This is a genomic window from uncultured Sphingomonas sp. (genome assembly GCF_937859915.1).
Lineage (GTDB): Bacteria > Pseudomonadota > Alphaproteobacteria > Sphingomonadales > Sphingomonadaceae > Solisphingomonas.
The window spans coordinates 1-21379 of the sequence record NZ_CALMAW010000094.1 but is presented as its reverse complement, the minus strand read 5'-3'; the positions used below and the strand labels follow the sequence as shown (position 1 = coordinate 21379).

Below are 21379 nucleotides of genomic sequence, written 5' to 3'. Positions count from 1 at the left end.
AGAATCACAACATCAATCCCGCTGCAAGGCCGACTTGCTCAGAGTTTCCTTAGCGCGCCCGCGGCTGCCGCGCCAGTCTGCAGTATGATCGCGCTCAGGCATGTTGCGGCCCGATGTGCAGATAGCGGCCCGTGAAGTCGCCGACATCGCGCAGCAGGTTCCAGGCCGGGATCCGGACATGGCGACGGTTGCGCACGATCAGTCCGGCGGATTCGAGCGTCTTGAGCGTACGATTGACGTGGACCGCGGTCAGCCCGAGGGCATCGCCGAGCTGCTCCTGCGTCATCGGCAGGTCATAGCCGTCCGGCCCCGCAAGCCCCTGCGCGTCGAGCCGCATCGCCACCTCGCACAGCAGATGCGCAAGCCGCGCCTGCGCATCGCGCCGGCCGATGTTGAGCGTCCATTCGCGGCTGATCGAGCTTTCGACGAGGACGCTGATCATCGCAGCATGCGCGACCGCGGGACGCTGCTGGATAAGCTCGCGCAACGCCGCGCGGGGTACCAGCGCGACTTCGGCCCGGGTCAGCGTCTGGATATTGTGGTCGGCGACGTCGAGATAGAGGCTCTGCAGGTCGAGCGCTTCGCCGGCGACATGCAGCGAAACGATCTGCCGCGCGCCCTCGCCGGTCAGCTTTTGACGATAGGCGAAACCCGAAAGCAATACCGCACACTGCAGAGGCGGATCGCCTTCCCGCAGAAGATAGGTCGACGGGTCGAGCGTCCGTATTTGGCACGGTAGAGCGAGAACGGCCGCAAAATCGTCCGAGGACAAGGCGACATGACCCGACAGCTTACGCGCCAGCAGAGCCAGAGGAGAGGTTTCAGGCACATCGTACTCCCGCGAACAAAGGGCGGGAGCAGCTCAGTCTCTCTCGGTCGCCGACGCCCACTATAAAGGCCGGCAATTTCCGCACGATAACATGTGCGAGTAAAAATTGATTGACCTATGTTAGGTCAATTCAACAAAAAATGGAGTTTAGCCGGCTGTGCGCAGCGTGCGAATGTAACGCCGCGGATCAATGCACGAAGCGCGCGACGACATCCTTGTAACTGCGGCTAACCTTCACCTGCGCGCCGCTTTCGAGGACAAGGAAACATTCGCCATTGGTGTGCGGTTTGACCTGCTTGACCAGATCAAGATTGACGATCGTCGAGCGATGAACACGCTGGAAGCGCCGCGGATCAAGACGCTTTTCGAGGAATTTCATGGTTTCGCGCAGGATCAGCGTGTTGTCGCCGGTATAGATACACATGTAGTCGCCCGCGGCATCAATCCGTTCGATGCTATCGACATCGACCCGGAAGATCTGGCCGCGGTCCTTGATGTTGATCAGCTTTTCGTAGCGGCTGGAGGCTGGCCCGTCGGCGGTGACCCCGTCGTCGAGCGCCTCGGCGGCCTCGGGCGCATGCTCGACGAGCGCTTCCTTGAGCCGACCGGCCTCTTCTGCACCCTTGCGCTCGGACAGGCGGTTGCGGACGCGGTCGAGCGTATCGGCAAGCCGCTCCTCCTCGACCGGCTTCATCAGATAATCCATCGCCTGCGCCTCGAACGCGCGGATCGCATGATCCTGATAGGCGGTGACGAACACGAACAGCGGCGGCTCGATCTCCATCAGCCCGTTGATCACCGAGAAGCCGTCGAAGCCAGGCATCTGGATGTCGAGGAAGACGAGATCGGGCTTGTGCGTCTTGATCGCGCGGATCGCCTCGCGGCCGTTAAGGCAGGTGTCTACGATCTCGACATCGTCATGCTTCTCCAGACGCAACTGCAGGCCCTGGATCGCCAGCGGCTCATCGTCCACCAGGATCGTCCGTATCGTCATGCAAGCTCCTTGAGTTCGGTCTCATAGGGGACTTCGATCGTCACCGCAAAACCGCCAGCAGGCCCCGACTGGGTATCGAAACGCTGGCGCGTGCCGAAGGCCTGCACCAGCCGGTCGCGGATGTTCGCGTGGCCCACACCCGTCGACGACGTGGTCCTCGGCTGGATGTCGTTCAACCCCGGCCCGGTATCGGTCACGCTGATCTGCACATGATCCCCGACCAGACGAGCGACGACCGCGATCTCCGCCCCCTCCTCCTGCGGCGTCACCGCATATTTGATCGCATTCTCGACCAACGGCTGCAGCAGCAGCGACGGAATCCGCGTATGCGCCGCCTCCGGCGCGATGTCGAAGCTCGGCCGCAGCCGATCCTCGAAGCGCATCTTCTCGATCTCGAGATAGAGTTTGAGCGTTTCCACCTCCTGCGCCAGCGTCACCTGTGCGGTGGGCTCGTTGACCAGCGTGTAGCGAAGGAAGCCTGACAGCCGGCTTAACATGAGGTTCGCACGATCGGTCTGCTTGAGCAGCACGAGCGTCGAGATCGAGTTGAGCGTGTTGAACAGGAAATGCGGATTGAGCTGGTAGCGCAGCATCGCCAGCTGCGCCGCCGACGCCTGGCCCTCGAGTCTTTCCAGCTGGCCGGTCTGCAGCTGCAGCTTGAGGAAGAAGTTGATCGCATAATAGAGCGCCGACCAGGCACCGAGCACCGCGAAATCGAGCAGGATCGCGCCGAGGAACTGTGCGCCTTCGGGCCGCGATCCCGGATGATAGAAGGTCGCGTTGGCCCACACCTCGATCGTCGAGAAGGCGGCCGAGGCCACCACCAGGATGAGGATCGACATCGTCCACGTCCAGAACGGCTTGGCGGTCATCAGCCGGCGGAAGGCGGCGCCCATCAGCAGCGTCAGCGAATAACCCGTCGCGGTCGCGAGCGCGGTCGGCACGATGAACAGCAGGCCCATATTGTTGGCGACGCCACCGAGCGCGCGCAGCACGAAATAGCCGGCCCAGCCGGCCGACTGGATCAGCCAGAACGCCCGGTTCTTGTCGTCGAAGAAGGGCCGCGGCGTGCGGGTCTGTCGCGCCATACCGGTGTCCTAGCCCGAAACGGCGGCGGTTTGAACCCACATAGCCACCGAGCGCCGACCGCACCGCACGCGTTGCGTATCGCTGCAATGCAACCTAGCCATGCGATGCACGCCGTCGCGGCTGCCACCGCACCATTGCCAACGATCCGATCCCGGACCGGAAGGACGACATCATGGCCAAACTTTCCCCCGACGTTGGTCCCAAGGACCCCCAGATCGTCATCCTGTTCGGCGCAACCGGCGATCTCGCGCGCCGCAAGCTGCTGCCCGGGCTGTTCCATCTCGTCAGCGGCGGTTTCATCCCCGGCTGCCGGATCATCGGGCTGTCGCTCGACGAACTCGACGCCGACGGATTCCGGGCGATGGCCCGCGGCGCGCTCGACGAATTTTCGACCCGCAGGATCGACAAGGCGGATTGGGCGGCGTTCGCCGAGATGCTCGATTATGTCCCGCTCGCCGCCGGGCCCAAGGTGCTGCGCGAGGCGGTCGACAAGGCCGATGCGGCGCTCGGCGGCGCGGCGCGGCGCCTCCATTATCTGAGCGTCCCGCCGAGTGCTGCGCTGTCGGCGGTACGGCTGCTCGGCGAGGCCGAATTGGTCGAGCGGTCTCGGGTCGTGATGGAAAAGCCGTTCGGAACCGATCTCGACAGTGCGGTCGTGCTCAACACGCGGCTGCATGAGGTGTTCGCCGAGGATCAGATCTTCCGGATCGACCATTTCCTCGGCAAGGAGCCCGCGCAGAACATCCTTGCCTTCCGTTTCGCCAACGGCCTCTTCGAGCCGATCTGGAACCGCAATTTCATCGATCACGTCCAGATCGACGTGCCCGAGACGCTCGGGCTCGGCAAGCGCACCGGCTTTTACGAGCAGACCGGTGCCTATCGCGACATGGTCGTCACCCACCTATTCCAGATCCTCGCGTTCATGGCGATGGAGCCGCCGACAGCGCTCGAGCCGCGCTCGATCAGCGAGGAGAAGAACAAGGTGTTCCGCTCGATGCTGCCGATCGACCCCGACGACGTCGTGCGCGGGCAATATATCGGCTATCGCAGCGAGGACGGCGTCGATCCCGAATCCGACACCGAGACGTTCATCGCGCTCAAATGCCTGATCGACAATTGGCGCTGGGCGGGGGTGCCCTTCTACCTGCGTACCGGCAAGCGGCTTGCCGAGGGGCAGCGGATCATCTCTATCGCGTTTCGCGAGCCACCCAAAAGCATGTTCCCGGCGGGCTCGGGCGTCGGCGCGCAGGGGCCGGACCATCTTACCTTCGATCTTGCCGATGCCTCGAAGATGTCGCTGTCCTTCTACGGCAAGCGGCCAGGCCCGGGGATGAAGCTCGACAAGCTCAGCCTGCAGTTCGCGATGCAGGAAACCGGACGGATCGGCGACGTGCTCGAGGCCTATGAACGGCTGATTCTCGATGCGATGCGCGGCGACCGCACGCTGTTCACCACCGCCGAGGGCATCGAGCGTCTGTGGGAGGTTTCGATCCCGCTGCTCGAGACGCCGCCGCCGGTGCGGCTGTATCAGCCGGGCTCGTGGGGGCCGAAGTCGATCCACCAGCTGGTCGCGCCGCATGCCTGGCGGCTTCCGTTCGAGCGCGCGTGGCGCGATCCGAACCCGGCGGGATCGTGAGACCCGACTTCGCAAGCGCGACACGGTCAAAAGGCGCACGGTAACTTACCGGCTTTAGCCGCATTGACGAACTCCCCCGAGCGGACGAGAGGTCGGCCCAAAGGGGACGATCGGTGAACCATATGAAGCTGTTGGCGGCGCTCGGCTTCGCGATGCTCGGCGCGACCGCCGCGCTCGCCGATGACGACAAGCATGACCTGTGCGCGGAGCGACCGGGTCTGACCGTCAACGAATGCGTGATCGAGCCGGGCCACGTCCAGCTCGAGAGCGGGCTCGTCGACTGGACGCTCGAGCGCGACCATGGCGACCGCACCGACACGATCCTCTACGGCGACACGCTCGCGCGGATCGGCGTCGCCGAGAAATGGGAGCTGCGGATCGGCTGGATGCCCTATGGCACGGTCCGCGACAGCGAGGACGGGTCGGTCGACCGCTATCACCGCGTCGGCGACGTCACCGTCGGGCTCAAGCGCAACCTCATCGACGCCAAGGATCATGGCGATGTCGGGCTGTCGCTCGCCGCGATCCCGTTCGCGACGTTGCCGGTCGGTCGCATGCCCGTCGGCGCGGGGACGTGGAGCGCCGGCGCCGACCTGCCCGTCGGCTATCGGATCGACAAGGCGCTCAAATTCGAGCTGACGCCGACGATCGAGGCCGCCGCCGACAAGGACGGCAGCGGCCGGCATCTGCTCTACAGCGTCGCCTTCGGCCCCAAATTCTCGCTGAGCGAGAAGGTCAGCCTGCAGGCCGAGGTCGAGATGATCCACGACGAGGATCCCGATCCCGATCAGCGCGGCACGCAGGCGATCGGCGGGCTGTCGCTCGGCGTCCAGCCCGACGACAAGAGCCAGCTCGATCTCGGCACCAATATCGGGCTCGACCGCAAGGCCCCCGATGTGGAAGTCTATGCCGGCGTGACGCGCTATTTTTGAGCGTCCGGCGCGGGAGGGACGATCGATGCTCGACCATGTACGACGGCTGATGGCGCTGGCGGCGCTTGCCCTGTCCGGTGCGACGATGGCTGCGGCCCAGCCTCCCGCCGCACCCGCGGGTGCCGTCGATTACGGCCAACCGACACATTGGATGTGCCGGCCCGGGCAGGAGGAGACCTGCACGCGCGATCTCGACGCAATGGTGGTCGCCGCCGACGGCACGCGCACGCCGCAGCGCTTCGTCCCCGCCGCCGATCCACCGATCGACTGCTTCTACGTCTATCCCACCGCCTCGCACGAGACGACGCCCTTTGCCGACATGACCGCCAGCCCGGAGCTGGTCGCCACGACGCGTGCGCAGGCGGGCCGTCTTGCCTCGCGCTGCCGGCTGTTCGCGCCGATCTACCGCCAGATGACGCTGCCGGGGCTCATCCAGTTCATGGCCAGCGGGAAGCCGCTCGACTGGGACATCCCCTATCGTGACGTCGCCGCTGCCTGGGCCTGGTATCTCGCGCACGACAATCACGGTCGCGGCGTCGTGCTGATCGGCCATAGCCAGGGCACGATCCTGCTACAGCGGCTGATTGCCGAGCAGATCGATGGCAAGCCCGTGCAGGCGCGACTGGTCGCCGCCTTCCTCGCGGGCGACCCCGCATTGGCGGTGCCGCAGGGCGCGACCGTCGGCGGCACCTTCAAACATGTCCCGCTCTGTGCCGCAGCGAGCCAGACCGGCTGCGCCTATGCCTGGGGCAGCTATCTGGCGGGCGCGACCGACGTCGCACGCGTCTTCGGCCACAGCCCGGGCGGCGGCCTCGTCGCGGGCTGCGTCGATCCGGCCGCCCCCGCGGGCGGCACGGGAATGCTCAAGGCCTATCTGCCCCGCCCCGCGATCGCACCGGCGAGCGACCCGGCATGGATCGAGGCCGTCGGCCAGCTCTCGGCCGGCTGCATGGCCGACGCGCAGGGCGTGGTGCTGACGGTTACGGTCGAGCCGAGCCGGTTCGCCGATCTGCTCACCGCGATGTTCGCCAAGGGGGGCCGCGATCCGACCTGGGGGCTCCACCGCCTCGACCTGGCGCTGCCGCAGGGCAATATCCTCGACGACATCGACGCCGAAACCGCGAGCTGGCGGCGTCGGTAGATCGCGGGCGGGCGGTGCGCCACGTTCACCGGCACGCTGAACCGGGCACAGCGTCGCGGTGCGCATCTGGTCGCGCACCCTTTGCCGCGCTAGGGCTCACGGTATTGCGGTAGGAGGAGTGGCGTATGCGGATCGTTGGTCGGGCGTTGGGCGTAGCCGCGGCCGCGACGCTGCTCATGTCCGCCGCCGAGGCGCAGGTCGACGCGCCGGCATCGGCGCCGGTCGACGTCGCTACGGACGCGGCCGCCGCACGCACCATGCTCGCCGCCGCCAAGCCGGTTACGGAGCCGCATGCGATGGTGGTCTCGGCGCAGCATCTCGCCACGCAGATCGGCGTCGACATCCTTCGGCAGGGCGGCAATGCGGTCGATGCCGCGGTCGCGGTCGGCTATGCGCTTGCCGTCGTCCATCCCTGCTGCGGCAATATCGGTGGTGGCGGATTCATGGTCATCCACCTCGCCGACGGCCGCAACCTGTTCCTCGACTTCCGCGAGAAGGCGCCGCTCGCCGCCACCGCGACCATCTTCCAGGATGCGCGGGGCGAGGTCGTCCCCGACCGCAGCACGTCGAGCTGGCTTGCGATCGGCACGCCCGGCACGGTGATGGGGCTTGATACCGCGCTTGCCAAATATGGCACGATGCCGCTCGCCAAGCTGATCGCCCCCGCGATCGCGCTCGCGCGCGACGGTTACGTCCTTCAGCCCGGCGACGTGAAAATCCTCGACGGCCGCGCGCGGGACTTCGCGACCGAGCCCAATGTCGGCGCGATCTTCCTCAACCAGGGGCGCCCTTTCGTCGCGGGCGAACGGCTGGTCCAGGCGCAGCTTGCCAAGACGCTGGCGACGATCGCCAAGGGGGGAACCAGCGCCTTCTACCATGGGCCGATCGCCGACAAAGTCGCCGCTGCCAGCGCCGCCGGCGGCGGCCTGCTGACCCCGGCAGATTTTGCCGCCTACACGGTCGCCTGGGATACGCCCGTCACCTGCCGTTATCACGGCTACACGGTAATCGCGGCGCCGCCGCCGAGTTCGGGCGGTGCGACCGTCTGCGAAATCCTCGAGACGATCGAGCCCTATGCGCTCGGCGCGATGGGCTATGGCTCGGCCGAGGCGACGCACATCCTCGTCGAAGCCGAGCGACACGCTTATGCCGATCGCAACGTTGCGCTGGGCGATCCCGCATTTGTCCACAATCCGGTCGAGACGCTGATCGCACCCGCCCATGCCGCCGAGATCCGCGCGGCCATCCTGCCCGACCGGGCGACACCCTCGACCGAGGTCAAGGGCATTGGCGGGCCACCGGAGAGCAACGACACGACGCATTATTCGGTGGTCGATGCGAAGGGCAATGCGGTCAGCGTGACTTATACGATCAACTATCTGTTTGGCGTCGGGAAGATCGCGGGCGACACCGGATTCCTGCTCAACGACGAGATGGACGACTTTTCGTCCAAGCCGGGCACCGCAAACGCCTTCGGACTCGTCCAGGGTAGCGCCAATGCCGTCGCCGGCGGCAAGCGCCCGCTGAGCTCGATGTCGCCGACGATCCTGCTCAAGGACGGCAAGCCCTATCTGGTCACGGGCAGTCCCGGCGGCTCGACGATCATCACGACGGTGGTGCAGAGCATCGTCAACATCGTCGACTTCGGGATGAACGTCCAGCAGGCGGTCAATGCGCCGCGCTTCCATCACCAGTGGATGCCCGACCTGATCACCGTCGAGCCCGGCTATCTCACCACCGACAGCGCCGCCCGCCTCGCGCGGATGGGCTATACGGTTAGGACCGGCACGCCGTGGGGCGCTGCCGAGGCGATCATCGTCGATCCCAGGACGGGTGCGCTGCAGGGCGCCAATGATCGCCGGCGGCCGGCCGGACTAGCCGACGGCTATTGATCCAGCGGCCTAAGACAATGGTCGAAAGCCGCCGTCATGCTCGATACTTTGCTGTTGTCGTTAAGATCTGACCATCACCTCTGAATGCGACCGGGGCCTGCCCGGCCACGAGGGCGACGATGTATACGATCGACGTGGATGCCAAACGCAATTTCCTTCGGCTGACGCTCGAGGGATTCTGGACCATCGACACCGTCCGCGCCTTTGCGCGCGACGAGCAGGCGGCGGCGGCCCGGCTCAGCTGCGCACCCGGCGATCACCTCGTGCTGGCCGACCTGTCGCATTTCAAGATTCAGAGTCAGGAGGTCGTTGCGATGTGCAAGGCCTTCATCGACGGCGCGACCAACGCCTCGCGCCGCCTCGCGCTCGTCGCCGGGCCGGGCTTGGCACGCATCCAGTATAAGCGCGTGATGGGGCGCGACGCGATGCGGATGTTTCCAACCGTCGCCGACGCGGAGGCTTGGTTGTTCGAGGCCATGCCGGCGATCGCCGCACCGAATATGCCGGTCGCGCCGCAAAGACATTATCGCGCGCGCGCCGTTCCCAAGATCGCGGGCCGATTGTAAACGACATGGCGTCTGTCTCGTCCTTCCGAGCCGCACAGGACACCGCCGTGGCGGGTTCGCTGACGGTCACGACCAACGGCGGCATGATTTGCGTGACCGGCATCGGCTTCTTCTCCGACGCCTGCGTCGAGCGGCATTTCGAGGACCTGAGACAGGTCGCGCTGATGACCCGCCCGCGTCATCCCCGGCTCAAGGTCGTCATCGACATGCGGGCATCTCTGGTCCAGTCGGCGAGTACGTCCGCGCGCATCGAGCGCGAGACGCGCCGGATCTGGGCACGCGACGACCGGATCGCGATCGTCGCACGTGCCGGGCTGACCAGACTGCAGCTCAGCCGTATCGTGGATGGCGAAAACCACCGCACCTTCGAGACGATCGATGCGGCGCGGCAATGGCTCGACGCCGGATAAACGTCACCAAGCCCGGGAAAGGCACCCCCGGTATCACCCCGCCGTCGTGAGCGCCGTGGCTAGGTCGGCGATCTCGTCGGGATTGAGCAGCCAGGTCCGCGTCCGCCGGCCCGCTCGCGCGACCGGCTGCGACAGCAGGATCCGCGCATCCGCCTTCGCCGCCGCCGTGAACGCCGCGAAATGGCGCGTGCAACCACGCAGGCTGCCGATGAACGGCGCGGTGCCGTCGAGATCGATCAGCGTCGCGGGCTGGTCCCATAGGATCGACATAGGCTTCTCCTCGTGCATGTGGTGCACGCCGAAACCCAAAACAGGACTGGCGCGATCCCGAGCGGGTCTCTTATGGATGGTCGCCGACGGCGGAGCAATCCGCCCGACGTCTTCGGGAGGGATGCCATGGCCGATCGCACCTTATCATCCGTCGCCGCGCTGGCGCTGATCGCCGCGGCCGCCGCGACACCGGCGGCCGCGCACACGCGGCACCACAGCGCGCCCCATCATCGCACGTCCGAGACGCGGGGCAGCCGCCACGCCAAGAAGCCGGTCGAGCATCATAGCGCGGCACCTTCGGGCGTCACCGCGGTGCCGGCAGGCGGCCTCAAAATCTATTGCCCGGCACGCAAGACGCCGCTGCTGATCCGCAAGTCGACCCAGGGCGCCGGCACGACCGTCACCGCGGTCTGTCGGTGATGCCGGGGCGACGGCCCGCCTGATCGCTTAGCTGTCGGCTTCGCGTTCGATCTGCGCACCGACCGCCGACAGCTTCTCCTCGAGCCGCTCATAGCCGCGGTCGAGATGATAGACGCGGTGGACGCGGGTCTCGCCTTCGGCGGCGAGGCCGGCCAGCACCAGGCTCATCGAGGCGCGCAGGTCGGTCGCCATCACATCGGCGCCGACCAGCCGCTCGACGCCGCGTACCACCGCGGTGCGGCCATGAACCTGGATGTCGGCGCCCATGCGCGACAATTCGGGCACGTGCATGTAGCGGTTTTCGAAGATCGTCTCGGTCAGCACCGAGGCGCCGTCGGCACGCGCGAGCATCGCCATGAACTGCGCCTGCATATCGGTCGGGAACGCCGGATAGGGTGCGGTCGACAAGGTCAGCGGCCGAAGCTTGCCATCGGCGGCGACGCGAATGCCGTCATCGGTCGCCGAGACGTGCAGGCCGGTCTCGCGCAGGCTGGCGAGGATCGCCCCCATATCGTCGATGTCGGCACCGACCAGTTCGAGTTCGCCGCCGGTGATCGCCGCCGCGCAGGCATAGCTGCCCGCCTCGATACGATCGGGCATCACCCTATAGTCGGCCCCGTGCAGCCGCGGCTTGCCATGGACGACCAGCCGTTCGGTGCCGATGCCCTCGATCTCCGCGCCCATCGCGACCAGGCAGCGGCACAGGTCGACGATCTCGGGCTCGCGCGCGGCATTATCGATCACGGTTTCGCCACTGGCGAGGCTGGCGGCCATCAGCGCATTCTCGGTGGCGCCGACGGAGACGATCGGGAACGTGATCGCACCGCCCTTGAGGCCGCCATCGGGCGCGGTCGCCTTGACGTAGCCCGCGGTGATTTCGATCTCCGCCCCGAGCTGCTCAAGCGCCTTGAGATGGAGGTCGATCGGGCGGTTGCCGATTGCGCAGCCACCCGGCAGCGACACCGTCGCCTCGCCCATCCGCGCGATCAGCGGACCGAGCACAAGGATCGAGGCGCGCATCTTGCGGACGAAGTCATAGGGCGCAACCGTCGAGCTGATCCGGGTCGCATCAAGCGTCATGGTGCGGCCGAATTCGTCGGGACTTCCGCCTGCGATCGCGGTCGACACGCCCATGCCGTTGAGCAGATGCCCGAAGCCGTCGACGTCGGCGAGCCGCGGCAGGTTGCGCAGCGTCAGCGACTGGTCGGTCAGCAAGGCGCACGGCAACAGCGTGAGCGCCGCGTTTTTCGCCCCCGAAATGGGAAGCCGGCCGGAAAGCGGCGCACCGCCGCGGATAACGATCCTGTCCATCGTCTGCGTCCTAGAGCATCGCACGATGCGCGCAAGCCAGGGTGCGGCACCGAAATGAGCGATCCGTCCAAGTCATTCTAATCTTGATCGTGTTTAGCGCCGCCCCAGACCGTTCCGCCTACAGCTTGGGCTGTTTCAAGGGGCGAGCGGTAACAGGTGGATCACAGCAGTCTGGCGCAGCGGCTTGGCCGATACCTGCCCCTCGCCGAGCCCGAGCGCGATGCGCTAGCGACGCTAGAGGAAAGCGAACGCAGCTTGCCACGGGGGGGCGTGCTGTGTGCCGAGCACGCGCCTACCCGCGAAATCTATGTCGTGCGAAAGGGCTGGCTCTACAGTTCGACGCTGTTGAGCGATGGCAATCGCCAGATCCTCGGCCTGCATCTGCCGGGAGAACTCGCCGGCGATGCCGCTTTGCCTTGGGAAAAGGCGCCCTTCGCGATTACCGCGGCGACCGACGCGGTGGTACGCGTGATCGACAAGACCGCACTGCGTAGTCTGCTCACGCATCAGCCGCGGATCGGCGCGCTTTTGTTAGCGCTCGTACAGATCGAACGGATGGCGATCGCCGATCGGTTGGCGTCGCTCGGTCGCACTTCCGCCAAATCTCGGGTCGCGGCGCTGCTCATCGACGTGCTGCGCCGGCTTCGGGCCGGTGGCAGCGACGTCGCGGGCGGACTGGTGTTACCGCTCACACAGGAAGAGATTGGCGACGCGACCGGGCTTACCGCCGTCCATGTCAACCGGATGATGCGCCAGCTGACCGATGAGGGGCTGATCGGGCGCAGCAACGGACGCGTGCGCGTGATGGACGAGGCGCGCCTCGCCGGAGTCGCCAACCATATCGATCGCTACGCGGCGATCGATCTGAGCTGGGTCCCGCCGGCGATCTGAGCGCTCAGCCGGCGAGCGCTTCGTTCACGGCGCCGCCGGGATAGGCAAGCAGCAGGTCGGTGCCCGCGGGAAGATCGAAGGGCGCCGCGCTATCGGCCAGCCAGACGCCGCCGGGCGCGACCGTCTGCCCACCGAACGACGCCTCGCCGGTCAGCGGGACCAGCCACACCGGCCGGTCGTGCGTCGCCGACAGCGTGCCCGCGGCGGCCTGCGTCCAGCGCTCGGTGACGAACGCCCCGTCCGCCGCGAGGACCCGCCGACCCGCGCTCAGATCATAAGGCTGGAACGGCGCCACATAGGGGACCGGGTCCGACACCGCGATTCCGTCATCGAGATGCAGTTCGCGGTCGCTGCCATAGTCATACAGGCGGTAGGTCAGATCGACGTTCTGCTGAACTTCGATGACGACGAGCCCCGCCCCGATCGCATGCACCGTGCCCGACGGCGAATACCAGAATTGGTCGGCCTGGACCGCCTTCCAGTCGAGATCCTGCACGATCGAGCCGTCTTCGGCGGCGGCGCGCAACTCGTCCTTGGTCATCGGCTTGCGCGTCCCGATCGCGATCGTCGCCTGGGGATCGGCGCGCAGGATCTGCCACGCTTCGCTCTTGCCGCGCTCATAGCCACGGGCGCGCGCGTCGGCGTCGTCGGGATGGACCTGGACGGACAGTCGCTCGGAGGTGAACAGATATTTGATCAGCAGCTCGGGATCATCCTCGCCGACGCCCTTGGGCGCCTGAAACCAGACCTCGCCGATCGCCGGGCTGCCTTCGGGCGCATCCTCGAAACCGGGCCAAAGGTCATGACGGCCCCACGGCTTTTCAACGCGTTTGGTCTCGAGACGGATGACGGGCATAGCAAATCTCCAGGGCGGCGCGGACCAACGCTCAGCCGAACGCCCTAGTCCCTGCCTTGCTCCGCCCTGCCGTCCAAATCGTCAGTTAGCAAGGCGCGTGTCGACCTTTTCGACCCACTCGGGGAAGAAGCTGGGTTCGCGTGCCGACCAGCCCGCGGCGGTGGCCGCCGCCTCGCTGATCGACTGAAGCAGGGCGCGCCGCCGCTCGGGATGGAGATGCGGAAGCGCCGCTGCCGCGCAGAACGCGCCCGGCAACCAGGGGCGTACCGGCGCGCCGAGCAGACGCTCGTAGAGGAACCGATAGGCGCCGAAGCTGCTCAGCCGGTCCTGGCCGAGATCGAAGGCCGAGATCGAGACCAGCGGCGCCATGAACGGCTCGACCGCCTCCAGCCCGCTATCGTCCGGGATGATCTGGCGGAGCCCGGTGAGACGGTCGTAGACCCGCGTCTGCGCGCGGATGCTGGCGGCCTCGACGACATCGCGCGACCAGCGACTGAGCGCATCCTGCCGCATCAAGCCGACGTCGAGCGATCGGCGGATGTACCGCTGCGTCGCGGCGGGGAAGGACGCAAACTCCTTCATCTCCGCCAAGGTCATCGCGCCATCTGCCGGTCGTGCCTGCGTGCCCATAGCATATCCCCACATCGAGTGGCTGAAGACTAAGCCTTGGGCGATTACCCAAGGGTTAACCAATCTCCAGCCTTCGACTCAAATCGAAGCAGGAAAGATGCTGCGACGCAATAAGTGACCGACAAGCGATGTGCTGCCGGTCACTAAATGTCCGAAGTGTTGCAGTCTCGCGACTATCGGCCTTCCGCCTCGCGGGCCTTCTCCGCGGCCTCATCGAAGCCGGACGAGGGTGCCGGTTCGTCATGGCCGGGGGCGACGTTGGCGGGCGGATCGGAGCTTGGATAACTTTCGTCTAACCCGACGTCGAGCTTGGCATCTTCGTGCGAGGGATCCTTGGCGAGGGCGGCATGGTCGCTTGCGTCATGGGCTTCGCGCACCTCGGGCTTGTCGTCACTGTCCGCGCCGGCCGGTCCGGTGTCGGACGCCGATGGCGCGGGCGGGGCGACCGAGATCGAGTCGAGTGCCGCGTCGTCGATCGGCGTGTCGGGCGTGTCGTTCATGATGGCTCTCCTCAAGGTTCGATCAACGACCCGTGTCGGCGCACGTTCCGAGGTGCAAAACGCGTCGTCAGCCGCTAAGCGCGCGCGGATGACCGATCCCCTGACGATCCGCCGGCTCTATGGCCGCAGGCAAGGCCATGCGCTGCGCGCCGGACAGGCCGAGCTTGTCGATGTGCTGCTGCCGACGCTCGAAGTGCCCGCCGACGGCGCGCTCGATGCGGTACGCCTGTTCGGCGACGACCGGCCGCTCGCGATCGAGATCGGCTTCGGCAAGGGCGAGCATATGGCGCAGCAGGCCGCGATGGCGCCCGAAATGGGCTTCATCGGCTGCGAGCCGTTTCTCGACGGCGTCGTCGGCGCGCTGATGCAGGTCCGCGACCGGGACCTCGCCAACGTCCGCCTGCACATGGGCGATGCGATCGAGGTGCTCGAGCGGCTGCCCGATGCCAGCCTCGACCGCGGCTGGCTGCTCCACCCCGATCCCTGGCCCAAGGCGCGCCACGCCAAGCGCCGCTTCATGAACCCCGGCCCGATCGGACTGCTCGCCGCCAAGCTCAAGCCTGGCGGCGAATTCCGCTTCGGCACCGACCATCCGGTCTACGTTCGCTGGGCGATGATGGTGATGGCGGGATTGCCCCAGTTCGAATGGCAGGCGGATAGTCCGCAGGACTTTCTCGTCCGCCCCGAAGACTGGCCCGAGACGCGCTACGAGGCCAAGGCGCGCGCCAAGGGCCATGAGGTCTGGTATTTCAGATACCGGCGCACCGAGGTGCCGGCCGCGATCGTCACGGCCGCATGACACGCCGCGACACCATCGCACGCGCCCGGCATCTGGCGCGGGAACATGGTCCGACCGCGCCGATCTGGCGGAAGCGCGCCGCGATCCTGACCGGCGCCGTCGCGCTTGGGCTCGTTGCCTTGCTCTTCGCCAAGGCGGCCGACTGGGCGAGCGGAGTGTTTCTTAACCTCGTGCACGTCGCGTGGTGGGCACCGCTGCTCCTCACCCCACTCGGCTTCGGCGCGCTGGTCTGGTTCACGCGCCGCGTCGCGCCGGCCGCCCGCGGCTCGGGCATTCCGCAGATCATGGCGGCGCGGCTGGATCCCGATGGCGCGATGGCCGAACTCGCCTCCTGGAAAACGGCGCTGGTAAAATTCGCCAGCACGATCGCGGCGCTGCTCGTCGGCGCGTCGGTTGGGCGCGAGGGGCCGACCGTGCAGATTTCGGCAAGCATCATGGCCTATGCGCACACGCTGTTCCGCGTGCCGATCCGCGCCTCGGTGATGATCGCCGGCGGGGCGGCCGGCGTCGCCGCGGCGTTCAACACGCCGCTGGCCGGCGTCACCTTCGCGATCGAGGAACTGGCGGCCGCCTACGAGCAGAAGATGACGCTGCTGGTGATGACCGCGGTGCTGATCTCGGGCATGGTCAGCCTCGGGCTCGCCGGCGACTATGTCTATTTCGGCGCGATGAGCGTGACGCTGCCGCTGCGGCAGGCCCTGCTGATCGTTCCGGTGGCCGGCGTTCTCGGCGGCCTTGCGGGCGGATTTTTCTCCAAGGCGATGCTGGCGTTCAGCCTATCCGATCTGCGCCCGCTGCGCGGATTGCGGCGCCATCCCGTGCCGACCGCGATCGCGATGGGAGCGGTCGTCGCGATCGTCGGCTGCCTGACCGGCATGACCTGGGGCACGAGCTACGAACCGGCGCGGCTGATGATCCTCGGTCATGATATGCCTCATTGGTTCGGACCGGCAAAATTCGTCGCGACGCTGGCGACCGCGGTATCCGGCCTTCCCGGTGGCATTTTCGCGCCGTCTCTGGCGACGGGTGCCGGGCTGGGCGATCTGCTGCGCACGCTGTTTCCGGCGTCGGCGGCAGGCCCGGTCGTGCTGCTCGGCATGATCGGCTATTTCACCGGCGTGGTACGCGCGCCCCTGACCGCCGTCGTCATCATCTCGGAGGGGACCGCCAGCCACGGCCTGCTGTTGCCGCTGCTGGCGACGGCGCTGATCGCGGATGCGGTGGCCTCGCTCGTCTGTCGCGAGCGGCTGTATCACGGCCTCTCGCAAGCCTTCCTGCCGAAGGACGCCGTGCTGCATTGACCGCCCGCGCACGAGAGACGTCAATGCAGGCGTAAGTCGGCTATTTCTTCGGGGTCAGCTTCAGCAGCCGCCCGCCCTCTTCGTCCTCGAGCAGCCACAGCGCGCCGTCGGGGCCAACCTTCACGTCACGGATGCGGTGGCCCATGTCCCAGCGTTCGGCTTCGTTGGCGCCGCCCTTGCCGTCGAACCTAATCCGCACCAGCGCATCGGACGCGAGCCCGCCGACGAACGCGGATCCGCGCCATTGCGGGAACAGCTTGGCATAATAGAAAGCGAGCCCAGCCGGCGCGATCACCGGCGTCCAATAGACCACGGGCTTCTCAAACTCGGGGTGCGTGTCGTGCCGCGGGATCGGGACGCCGTCGTAATTATTCCCGTTCGACACCACCGGCCAGCCGTAATTGCGCCCGGGCTTGATGATGTTGAGCTCGTCGCCGCCGCGCGGACCCATCTCGATCTCCCACAGCACACCCTTGTCGTCGAAGGCGAGACCATAGGGATTGCGGTGCCCGGTGCTCCACGTCTCGGCAGGCGTGAGGTTGGGGCCGGGCAGCGTCACCTTGCGGCCCAGCGCGGTCTTGGCGGCGACGGTGTCCTTGGGCGGATCGATCACCGTCACCGTGCTGGTGCCGGTCTTGCCGGCCATCGGATTGCCGGGCGCGGGCTTGCCGTCGAGCGTGAGGCGAAGGATCTTGCCGGTCGCCTGGTTGGGATCCTGCGCCGGGGTGAAGCGCTGCCGCTCGCCGACGGTCAGGAAAAGGAAGCGGCCGCCCGGATCAAAGGTGACGATGCCGCCGTCCTGGCCGCCACGGCCGCGCGGCAGCTGCCGCCAGATCACCTGCAGCCCCGACAGCGTGTTGCCGACCAACGTCGCCCGCGCCAGCGCTAGGCCGGACCCGCCCGGCCCCGGCTCCGAATAGGTCAGGTAGACCATGTGATCGTTGCCGAAATGCGGCGAGAGCGCGACGTCGAGCAGCCCTTCCTGCGACGAATCATAATTGACGCGCGGCACACCGGTGACCTGCTGCTTGGCGCCGGTCTGGCTGACCAGATAGAGCTTGCCCGGCTTCTCGGTGATCAGCATGTGCCCATCGGGCAGGAAGGCGATCGCCCAGGGGTAGTCGAACGTCGCAACGCTGGTCTCGGTGAACGGCTTGACCGGATTGGGCTTGTCGTTGCCGGCATTGACTTCGGCAATGGCAGGGGTCGCGAGCAACATCAGCGCAGCACACACGATCGGACGCATATCTTCGGTTCTCCAGCTACCCCCCGTTCGGCCTGAGCGCAGTCGAAGCCCACGCACCGACGGTGGCTACGCGTCGACGGCGCTCAGCGCGGACGAGGATGGGATACGCACATGCTTGCCCGAACGCGAGACTCGATCTATATAGCCGATGCCTTCTCGACATTGGAAACTCTGCCGAGGCTGGTCCCACCGGGGCCGGCTGGAAGGCGCTCGACGTTTCCATGAAAGATCGCATGACCGACATCGCCGACATCGCCCGCCTGATCGAGCCCGAAGCGCAAGCGCTCGGGCTTGCGCTGGTGCGCGTCAAGATGAACGGCGGGCGCTCCGATCCGACGTTGCAGGTGATGGCCGAGCGCCCCGACACGCGCCAGCTCGATCTGTCCGACTGCGAGGCGCTCAGCCGCCGCATCTCGGACGTGCTCGACCAGCACGACCCGATCGAGGAAGCCTATCGGCTCGAGGTCAGCTCGCCCGGCATCGACCGGCCGCTGACCCGCCTCGCCGACTTCGACGACTGGGCGGGCTTCGACGCGCGCGTCCGCCTCGTCGACAAGATCGAGGGGCGCAAGCATCTTGACGGGCGCATCCTCGGCACCGAGGGCAGCACCGTGCGCTTTGCGCTCTCGAAGGACGCCGGCGAGTTCGCCACCGACATGTCGACCATCGCCTCGGCCAAGCTGATCTTGACCGACGCGCTCATCAAGGCCACCGCGCCGCTCTCCACAGAGGGTGCGGACAAGATCATCGAAATCGCGCCCGACGACGGCGACGACAGCATCTCGAAGGAAGGATAGACCTCGTGGCCACCGCCATTTCCGCCAACAAGGCCGAACTGCTCGCCATCGCCGACTCGGTGGCGAAAGAGAAGCTGATCGACCGCGAGATCGTCATCGAGGCGATGGAGGACGCGATCCAGCGCGCCGCCAAGACGCGCTACGGCGCCGAGAACGACATCCGCGCCAAGATCGACCCCAAGGGCGGCGAGCTCCGCCTGTGGCGCGTCGTCGAGGTCGTCGAAGAGGTCGAGAACTACTTCACCCAGGTCTCGGTGGCCGACGGCGAGAAGCTGCAGAAGGGCGCCGCGATCGGCGACTATATCGTCGACCCGCTCCCCGCGATCGAATTCGGCCGCATCCAGGCGCAGGCCAGCAAGCAGATCATCTTCCAGAAGGTCCGCGACGCCGAGCGCGAGCGCCAATATGGCGAGTTCAAGGACCGCGTCGGCGAGGTCATCACCGGCGTCGTCAAGCGCGTCGAGTTCGGCCATGTCGTCGTCGACCTGGGCCGCGCCGAGGGCGTCATCCGCCGTGACGCGCAGATCCCGCGCGAAGTGGTGCGCGTCGGCGACCGCATCCGCTCGCTGATCCTCAAGGTCGCGCGCGAGGTTCGCGGCCCGCAGATCTTCCTCAGCCGCGCGCATCCCGACTTCATGAAGAAGCTGTTCGCGCAGGAAGTCCCCGAAATCTACGACGGCGTGATCACGATCATGGCCGCCGCCCGCGACCCCGGTTCGCGCGCCAAGATCGGCGTGATCTCGCGCGATTCGAGCATCGATCCGGTCGGCGCCTGCGTCGGCATGAAGGGCAGCCGCGTCCAGGCCGTCGTGCAGGAGATGCAGGGCGAGAAGATCGACATCATCCCCTGGTCGCCCGACGTCGCGACCTTCGTGGTCAACGCGCTCCAGCCCGCCAACGTCGCGCGCGTCGTGATCGACGAGGATGACGAGCGCATCGAGGTGGTCGTCCCCGACGATCAGCTCAGCCTCGCGATCGGCCGTCGCGGCCAGAATGTGCGGCTCGCCTCGCAGCTGACCGGCAAGGCGATCGACATCCTCACCGAGGCCGACGCCTCGGAGAAGCGCCAGAAGGAATTCACCGAGCGCACCGGGCTCTTCGAAGGCGAGCTCGACGTCGACGAGACGCTCGCGCAGCTGCTCGTCGCGGAAGGCTTCGGCAGCCTCGAGGAGGTCGCCTATGTCGATCCGTCCGAGCTGGCGGTGATCGAAGGCTTCGACGACGATCTCGCCGCCGAGCTGCAGAACCGCGCGCAGGAGGCGCTCGACCGCAAGGAGACCGCCAACCGCGAGGCGCGCCAGGCGCTCGGTGTCGACGATGCGATCGGCGAGTTGCCCTACATCACCGAGGCGATGATGGTGACGCTGGGCAAGGCCAAGATCCTGACGCTCGACGACATCGGCGATCTCGCCACCGACGAGCTCGTCCAGAAGAAGCGGGTCGAACCGCGCCGCCGCGCCGAGGGCGCGGCACCGGTCAAGCAGCGCGCCGAGGACAAGGGCGGCGTGCTCGCCGAATATGGCCTCTCCGAGGAACAGGGCAACGAGATCATCATGGCCGCGCGGCACGCCGCCGGCTGGTTCGACGACGAGCCCAAGTCTGCGCCTCAGTCCGCGGAGGACGCTGGCGCGGATGGCGAGCAATGAGACCCCGCACGGCCTAGAGCCTGACGCAGCAGCGCCTGGAGCCCGTCCTTCGACAGGCTCAGGACGAAGGGTGGATAATCACCCGTTCGTCCTGAGCGAAGTCGAAGGACGTGCTGCAGACGACTCCGCTCATATTCCAGAACGTCGCTGCATCCTCACCGGTGCACACGACGCGCGCGACACGCTGATCCGGCTCGCCATCTCCCCCGATGGCGACCTGCTCCCCGACGTGCGCGCCAAGGCGCCGGGTCGCGGCGCGTGGATCGGCGTCGACCGCAAGACGCTCGAGACGGCGCAGGCCAAGGGCAAGCTCCGCGGCGCGCTCGCCCGCTCGTTCAAGGGCAAGCCGCTCACCGTCCCCGACGATCTCGGCGCGCGCATCGAGACCGCGCTCGAACGCGCCTTCCTCGATCGGCTCGGTCTCGAATCGCGCTCGGGCGCGCTCGTCCTCGGCTCCGATCGCATCGAGGAGGCGGCGCGCAAGGGCCGCGTCCACCTGCTGATGCACGCCGCGGACGCGGGCACCGACGGCTCGCGCAAGCTCGACCAGGCGCTCCGAGTCGGCCGCGACGAAGAGGGATCGGGCTTGCGGGGGGTGGCATTGCCCGTCTCGCGCACCATATTGGCGATGGCGCTGGGGCGCGAGAATGTGGTACATATCGCCCTCATAGACCGGGCTGCCGCTCAGCGCGTCTCGCACGCGCTCGCACGTTGGCGCGGATTTATCGGACTGGATGGTGAGGCCGAGCCTCGCGACTCTTCGCGGGGCCTTCCGGTTTCGACCATGACGAACGATGCCGTTGGCGACGCGCCATCGGGGCCAAACGACATCGATGGCGGCGACGTCGTCGAGCAGAACGACACCGGTGGCGATGCCGCTGGCGATAAATACCCCGGCGGCGATGCCGCCGGACAGGACCGTAGGGATTAGAATAGTCGATGAGCGATCAGGACAAGCCGAAACTGGGTATGCGTGCGCCGCTGGGCCTTACGCGCACGGTCGAGACGGGCAAGGTGAAGCAGAGCTTCAGCCATGGCCGGTCGAACACCGTCGTCGTCGAGGTGAAGCGTCGACGCGTGCTCAGCCGACCGGGCGAGGAGCCACAGGTCGAGGCACCGGTCGAGGCCGCACCGACGCCCGAGCCGCATGTGCAGCCGGTCGCGGTCGCCGCGCCACCCGTGGCGGCCGCACCGGCACCAGCGCCGGCACCGGCACCGACCCC

23 protein-coding genes are annotated in these 21379 nt (G+C 67.0%); 14 read left to right on the top strand and 9 right to left on the bottom strand.

Annotated elements, in window-relative coordinates; translation table 11 throughout:
• Positions 1-94: 94 nt before the first annotated feature.
• From Q0326_RS12565 to Q0326_RS12555, 3 genes are all read right to left on the bottom strand, one after another.
• A complete protein-coding gene (locus Q0326_RS12565) occupies positions 95-829 on the bottom strand; it encodes a Crp/Fnr family transcriptional regulator (protein WP_298690965.1) in 735 nt (244 codons plus the stop codon).
• 187 nt (positions 830-1016) lie between these two features.
• Positions 1017-1823 carry a response regulator gene (locus Q0326_RS12560; protein ID WP_298690963.1) on the bottom strand — a complete coding sequence of 269 codons (807 nt, stop codon included), beginning with the start codon at positions 1821-1823 and terminating at the stop codon, positions 1017-1019.
• Positions 1820-2911 (bottom strand): sensor histidine kinase, encoded by a 1092-nt coding sequence (locus Q0326_RS12555; RefSeq protein WP_298690961.1) that lies wholly within the window; start codon positions 2909-2911, stop codon positions 1820-1822. Before Q0326_RS12555 ends, Q0326_RS12560 begins: the two co-directional genes overlap by 4 nt.
• 173 nt (positions 2912-3084) lie before the next feature.
• On the opposite strand from Q0326_RS12555, the gene zwf reads away from it, so the two are divergent.
• The 6 genes from zwf to Q0326_RS12525 all read left to right on the top strand — a co-directional run bounded on the left by zwf (position 3085) and on the right by Q0326_RS12525 (position 9489).
• Positions 3085-4548 carry a glucose-6-phosphate dehydrogenase gene (gene zwf, locus Q0326_RS12550; RefSeq protein ID WP_298690959.1) on the top strand — a complete coding sequence of 488 codons (1464 nt, stop codon included), beginning with the start codon at positions 3085-3087 and terminating at the stop codon, positions 4546-4548.
• 122 nt (positions 4549-4670) lie between these two features.
• Positions 4671-5480, top strand: coding sequence for a transporter (locus tag Q0326_RS12545; RefSeq protein ID WP_298690969.1), 810 nt, complete (start codon positions 4671-4673; stop codon positions 5478-5480).
• 25 nt (positions 5481-5505) lie between these two features.
• Positions 5506-6621 (top strand): DUF3089 domain-containing protein, encoded by a 1116-nt coding sequence (locus Q0326_RS12540; protein WP_298690957.1) that lies wholly within the window; start codon positions 5506-5508, stop codon positions 6619-6621.
• A 125-nt stretch (positions 6622-6746) separates the two neighbouring features.
• The gene (gene ggt, locus Q0326_RS12535; protein WP_298690955.1) at positions 6747-8513 is read left to right on the top strand and encodes a gamma-glutamyltransferase; all 1767 of its coding nucleotides are present in this window, start codon (positions 6747-6749) and stop codon (positions 8511-8513) included.
• 119 nt (positions 8514-8632) lie between these two features.
• Positions 8633-9079, top strand: a complete 447-nt coding sequence (locus tag Q0326_RS12530; RefSeq protein ID WP_298690953.1) for a hypothetical protein — start codon at positions 8633-8635, stop codon at positions 9077-9079.
• Positions 9080-9126: 47 nt separating this feature from the next.
• Positions 9127-9489, top strand: a complete 363-nt coding sequence (locus Q0326_RS12525) for a hypothetical protein (protein WP_298690951.1) — start codon at positions 9127-9129, stop codon at positions 9487-9489.
• Positions 9490-9522: 33 nt separating this feature from the next.
• Here the strand turns inward: Q0326_RS12525 and Q0326_RS12520 are convergent, their stop codons facing one another.
• Positions 9523-9759 (bottom strand): hypothetical protein, encoded by a 237-nt coding sequence (locus tag Q0326_RS12520; RefSeq protein ID WP_298690949.1) that lies wholly within the window; start codon positions 9757-9759, stop codon positions 9523-9525.
• 126 nt (positions 9760-9885) lie between these two features.
• Between Q0326_RS12520 and Q0326_RS12515 the strand changes: the two genes are divergently transcribed.
• Positions 9886-10179, top strand: coding sequence for a hypothetical protein (locus Q0326_RS12515; RefSeq protein ID WP_298690946.1), 294 nt, complete (start codon positions 9886-9888; stop codon positions 10177-10179).
• A gap of 27 nt (positions 10180-10206) precedes the next feature.
• Here the strand turns inward: Q0326_RS12515 and murA are convergent, their stop codons facing one another.
• Positions 10207-11490, bottom strand: a complete 1284-nt coding sequence (gene murA, locus Q0326_RS12510) for a UDP-N-acetylglucosamine 1-carboxyvinyltransferase (protein ID WP_298690944.1) — start codon at positions 11488-11490, stop codon at positions 10207-10209.
• Positions 11491-11646: 156 nt separating this feature from the next.
• Between murA and Q0326_RS12505 the strand changes: the two genes are divergently transcribed.
• Positions 11647-12381, top strand: a complete 735-nt coding sequence (locus Q0326_RS12505) for a Crp/Fnr family transcriptional regulator (protein ID WP_298690942.1) — start codon at positions 11647-11649, stop codon at positions 12379-12381.
• 4 nt (positions 12382-12385) lie between these two features.
• Here Q0326_RS12505 and Q0326_RS12500 read toward each other — a convergent pair whose 3' ends face one another.
• The 3 genes from Q0326_RS12500 to Q0326_RS12490 form a co-directional block, all read right to left on the bottom strand.
• Complete coding sequence (locus Q0326_RS12500; protein WP_298690940.1) at positions 12386-13237, bottom strand: class I mannose-6-phosphate isomerase; 852 nt, start codon at positions 13235-13237, stop codon at positions 12386-12388.
• Between the two features lie 81 nt (positions 13238-13318).
• The gene (locus tag Q0326_RS12495; protein ID WP_298690937.1) at positions 13319-13867 is read right to left on the bottom strand and encodes a hypothetical protein; all 549 of its coding nucleotides are present in this window, start codon (positions 13865-13867) and stop codon (positions 13319-13321) included.
• A gap of 173 nt (positions 13868-14040) precedes the next feature.
• A complete protein-coding gene (locus Q0326_RS12490; RefSeq protein WP_298690935.1) occupies positions 14041-14367 on the bottom strand; it encodes a hypothetical protein in 327 nt (108 codons plus the stop codon).
• An 88-nt stretch (positions 14368-14455) separates the two neighbouring features.
• Between Q0326_RS12490 and Q0326_RS12485 the strand changes: the two genes are divergently transcribed.
• A complete protein-coding gene (locus Q0326_RS12485; RefSeq protein ID WP_298690933.1) occupies positions 14456-15166 on the top strand; it encodes a tRNA (guanine(46)-N(7))-methyltransferase TrmB in 711 nt (236 codons plus the stop codon).
• On the top strand, positions 15163-16467 hold the full coding sequence (locus tag Q0326_RS12480; RefSeq protein WP_298690931.1) for a chloride channel protein: 1305 nt from the start codon (positions 15163-15165) through the stop codon (positions 16465-16467). Before Q0326_RS12485 ends, Q0326_RS12480 begins: the two co-directional genes overlap by 4 nt.
• Positions 16468-16507: 40 nt before the next feature.
• On the opposite strand, the gene Q0326_RS12475 is transcribed toward Q0326_RS12480, so the two are convergent.
• On the bottom strand, positions 16508-17713 hold the full coding sequence (locus Q0326_RS12475) for a PQQ-dependent sugar dehydrogenase (RefSeq protein ID WP_298690929.1): 1206 nt from the start codon (positions 17711-17713) through the stop codon (positions 16508-16510).
• A gap of 233 nt (positions 17714-17946) precedes the next feature.
• On the opposite strand from Q0326_RS12475, the gene rimP reads away from it, so the two are divergent.
• From rimP to Q0326_RS12455, 4 genes are all read left to right on the top strand, one after another.
• A complete protein-coding gene (gene rimP / locus Q0326_RS12470; RefSeq protein WP_298690927.1) occupies positions 17947-18510 on the top strand; it encodes a ribosome maturation protein RimP in 564 nt (187 codons plus the stop codon).
• A gap of 5 nt (positions 18511-18515) precedes the next feature.
• Complete coding sequence (gene nusA / locus Q0326_RS12465) at positions 18516-20156, top strand: transcription termination factor NusA (protein ID WP_298690925.1); 1641 nt, start codon at positions 18516-18518, stop codon at positions 20154-20156.
• Positions 20157-20289: 133 nt separating this feature from the next.
• On the top strand, positions 20290-21087 hold the full coding sequence (locus tag Q0326_RS12460) for a DUF448 domain-containing protein (protein WP_298690967.1): 798 nt from the start codon (positions 20290-20292) through the stop codon (positions 21085-21087).
• An 8-nt stretch (positions 21088-21095) separates the two neighbouring features.
• Positions 21096-21379: translation initiation factor IF-2 associated domain-containing protein (locus Q0326_RS12455; RefSeq protein ID WP_298690921.1), on the top strand; the 284-nt coding region annotated here is incomplete at its 3' end.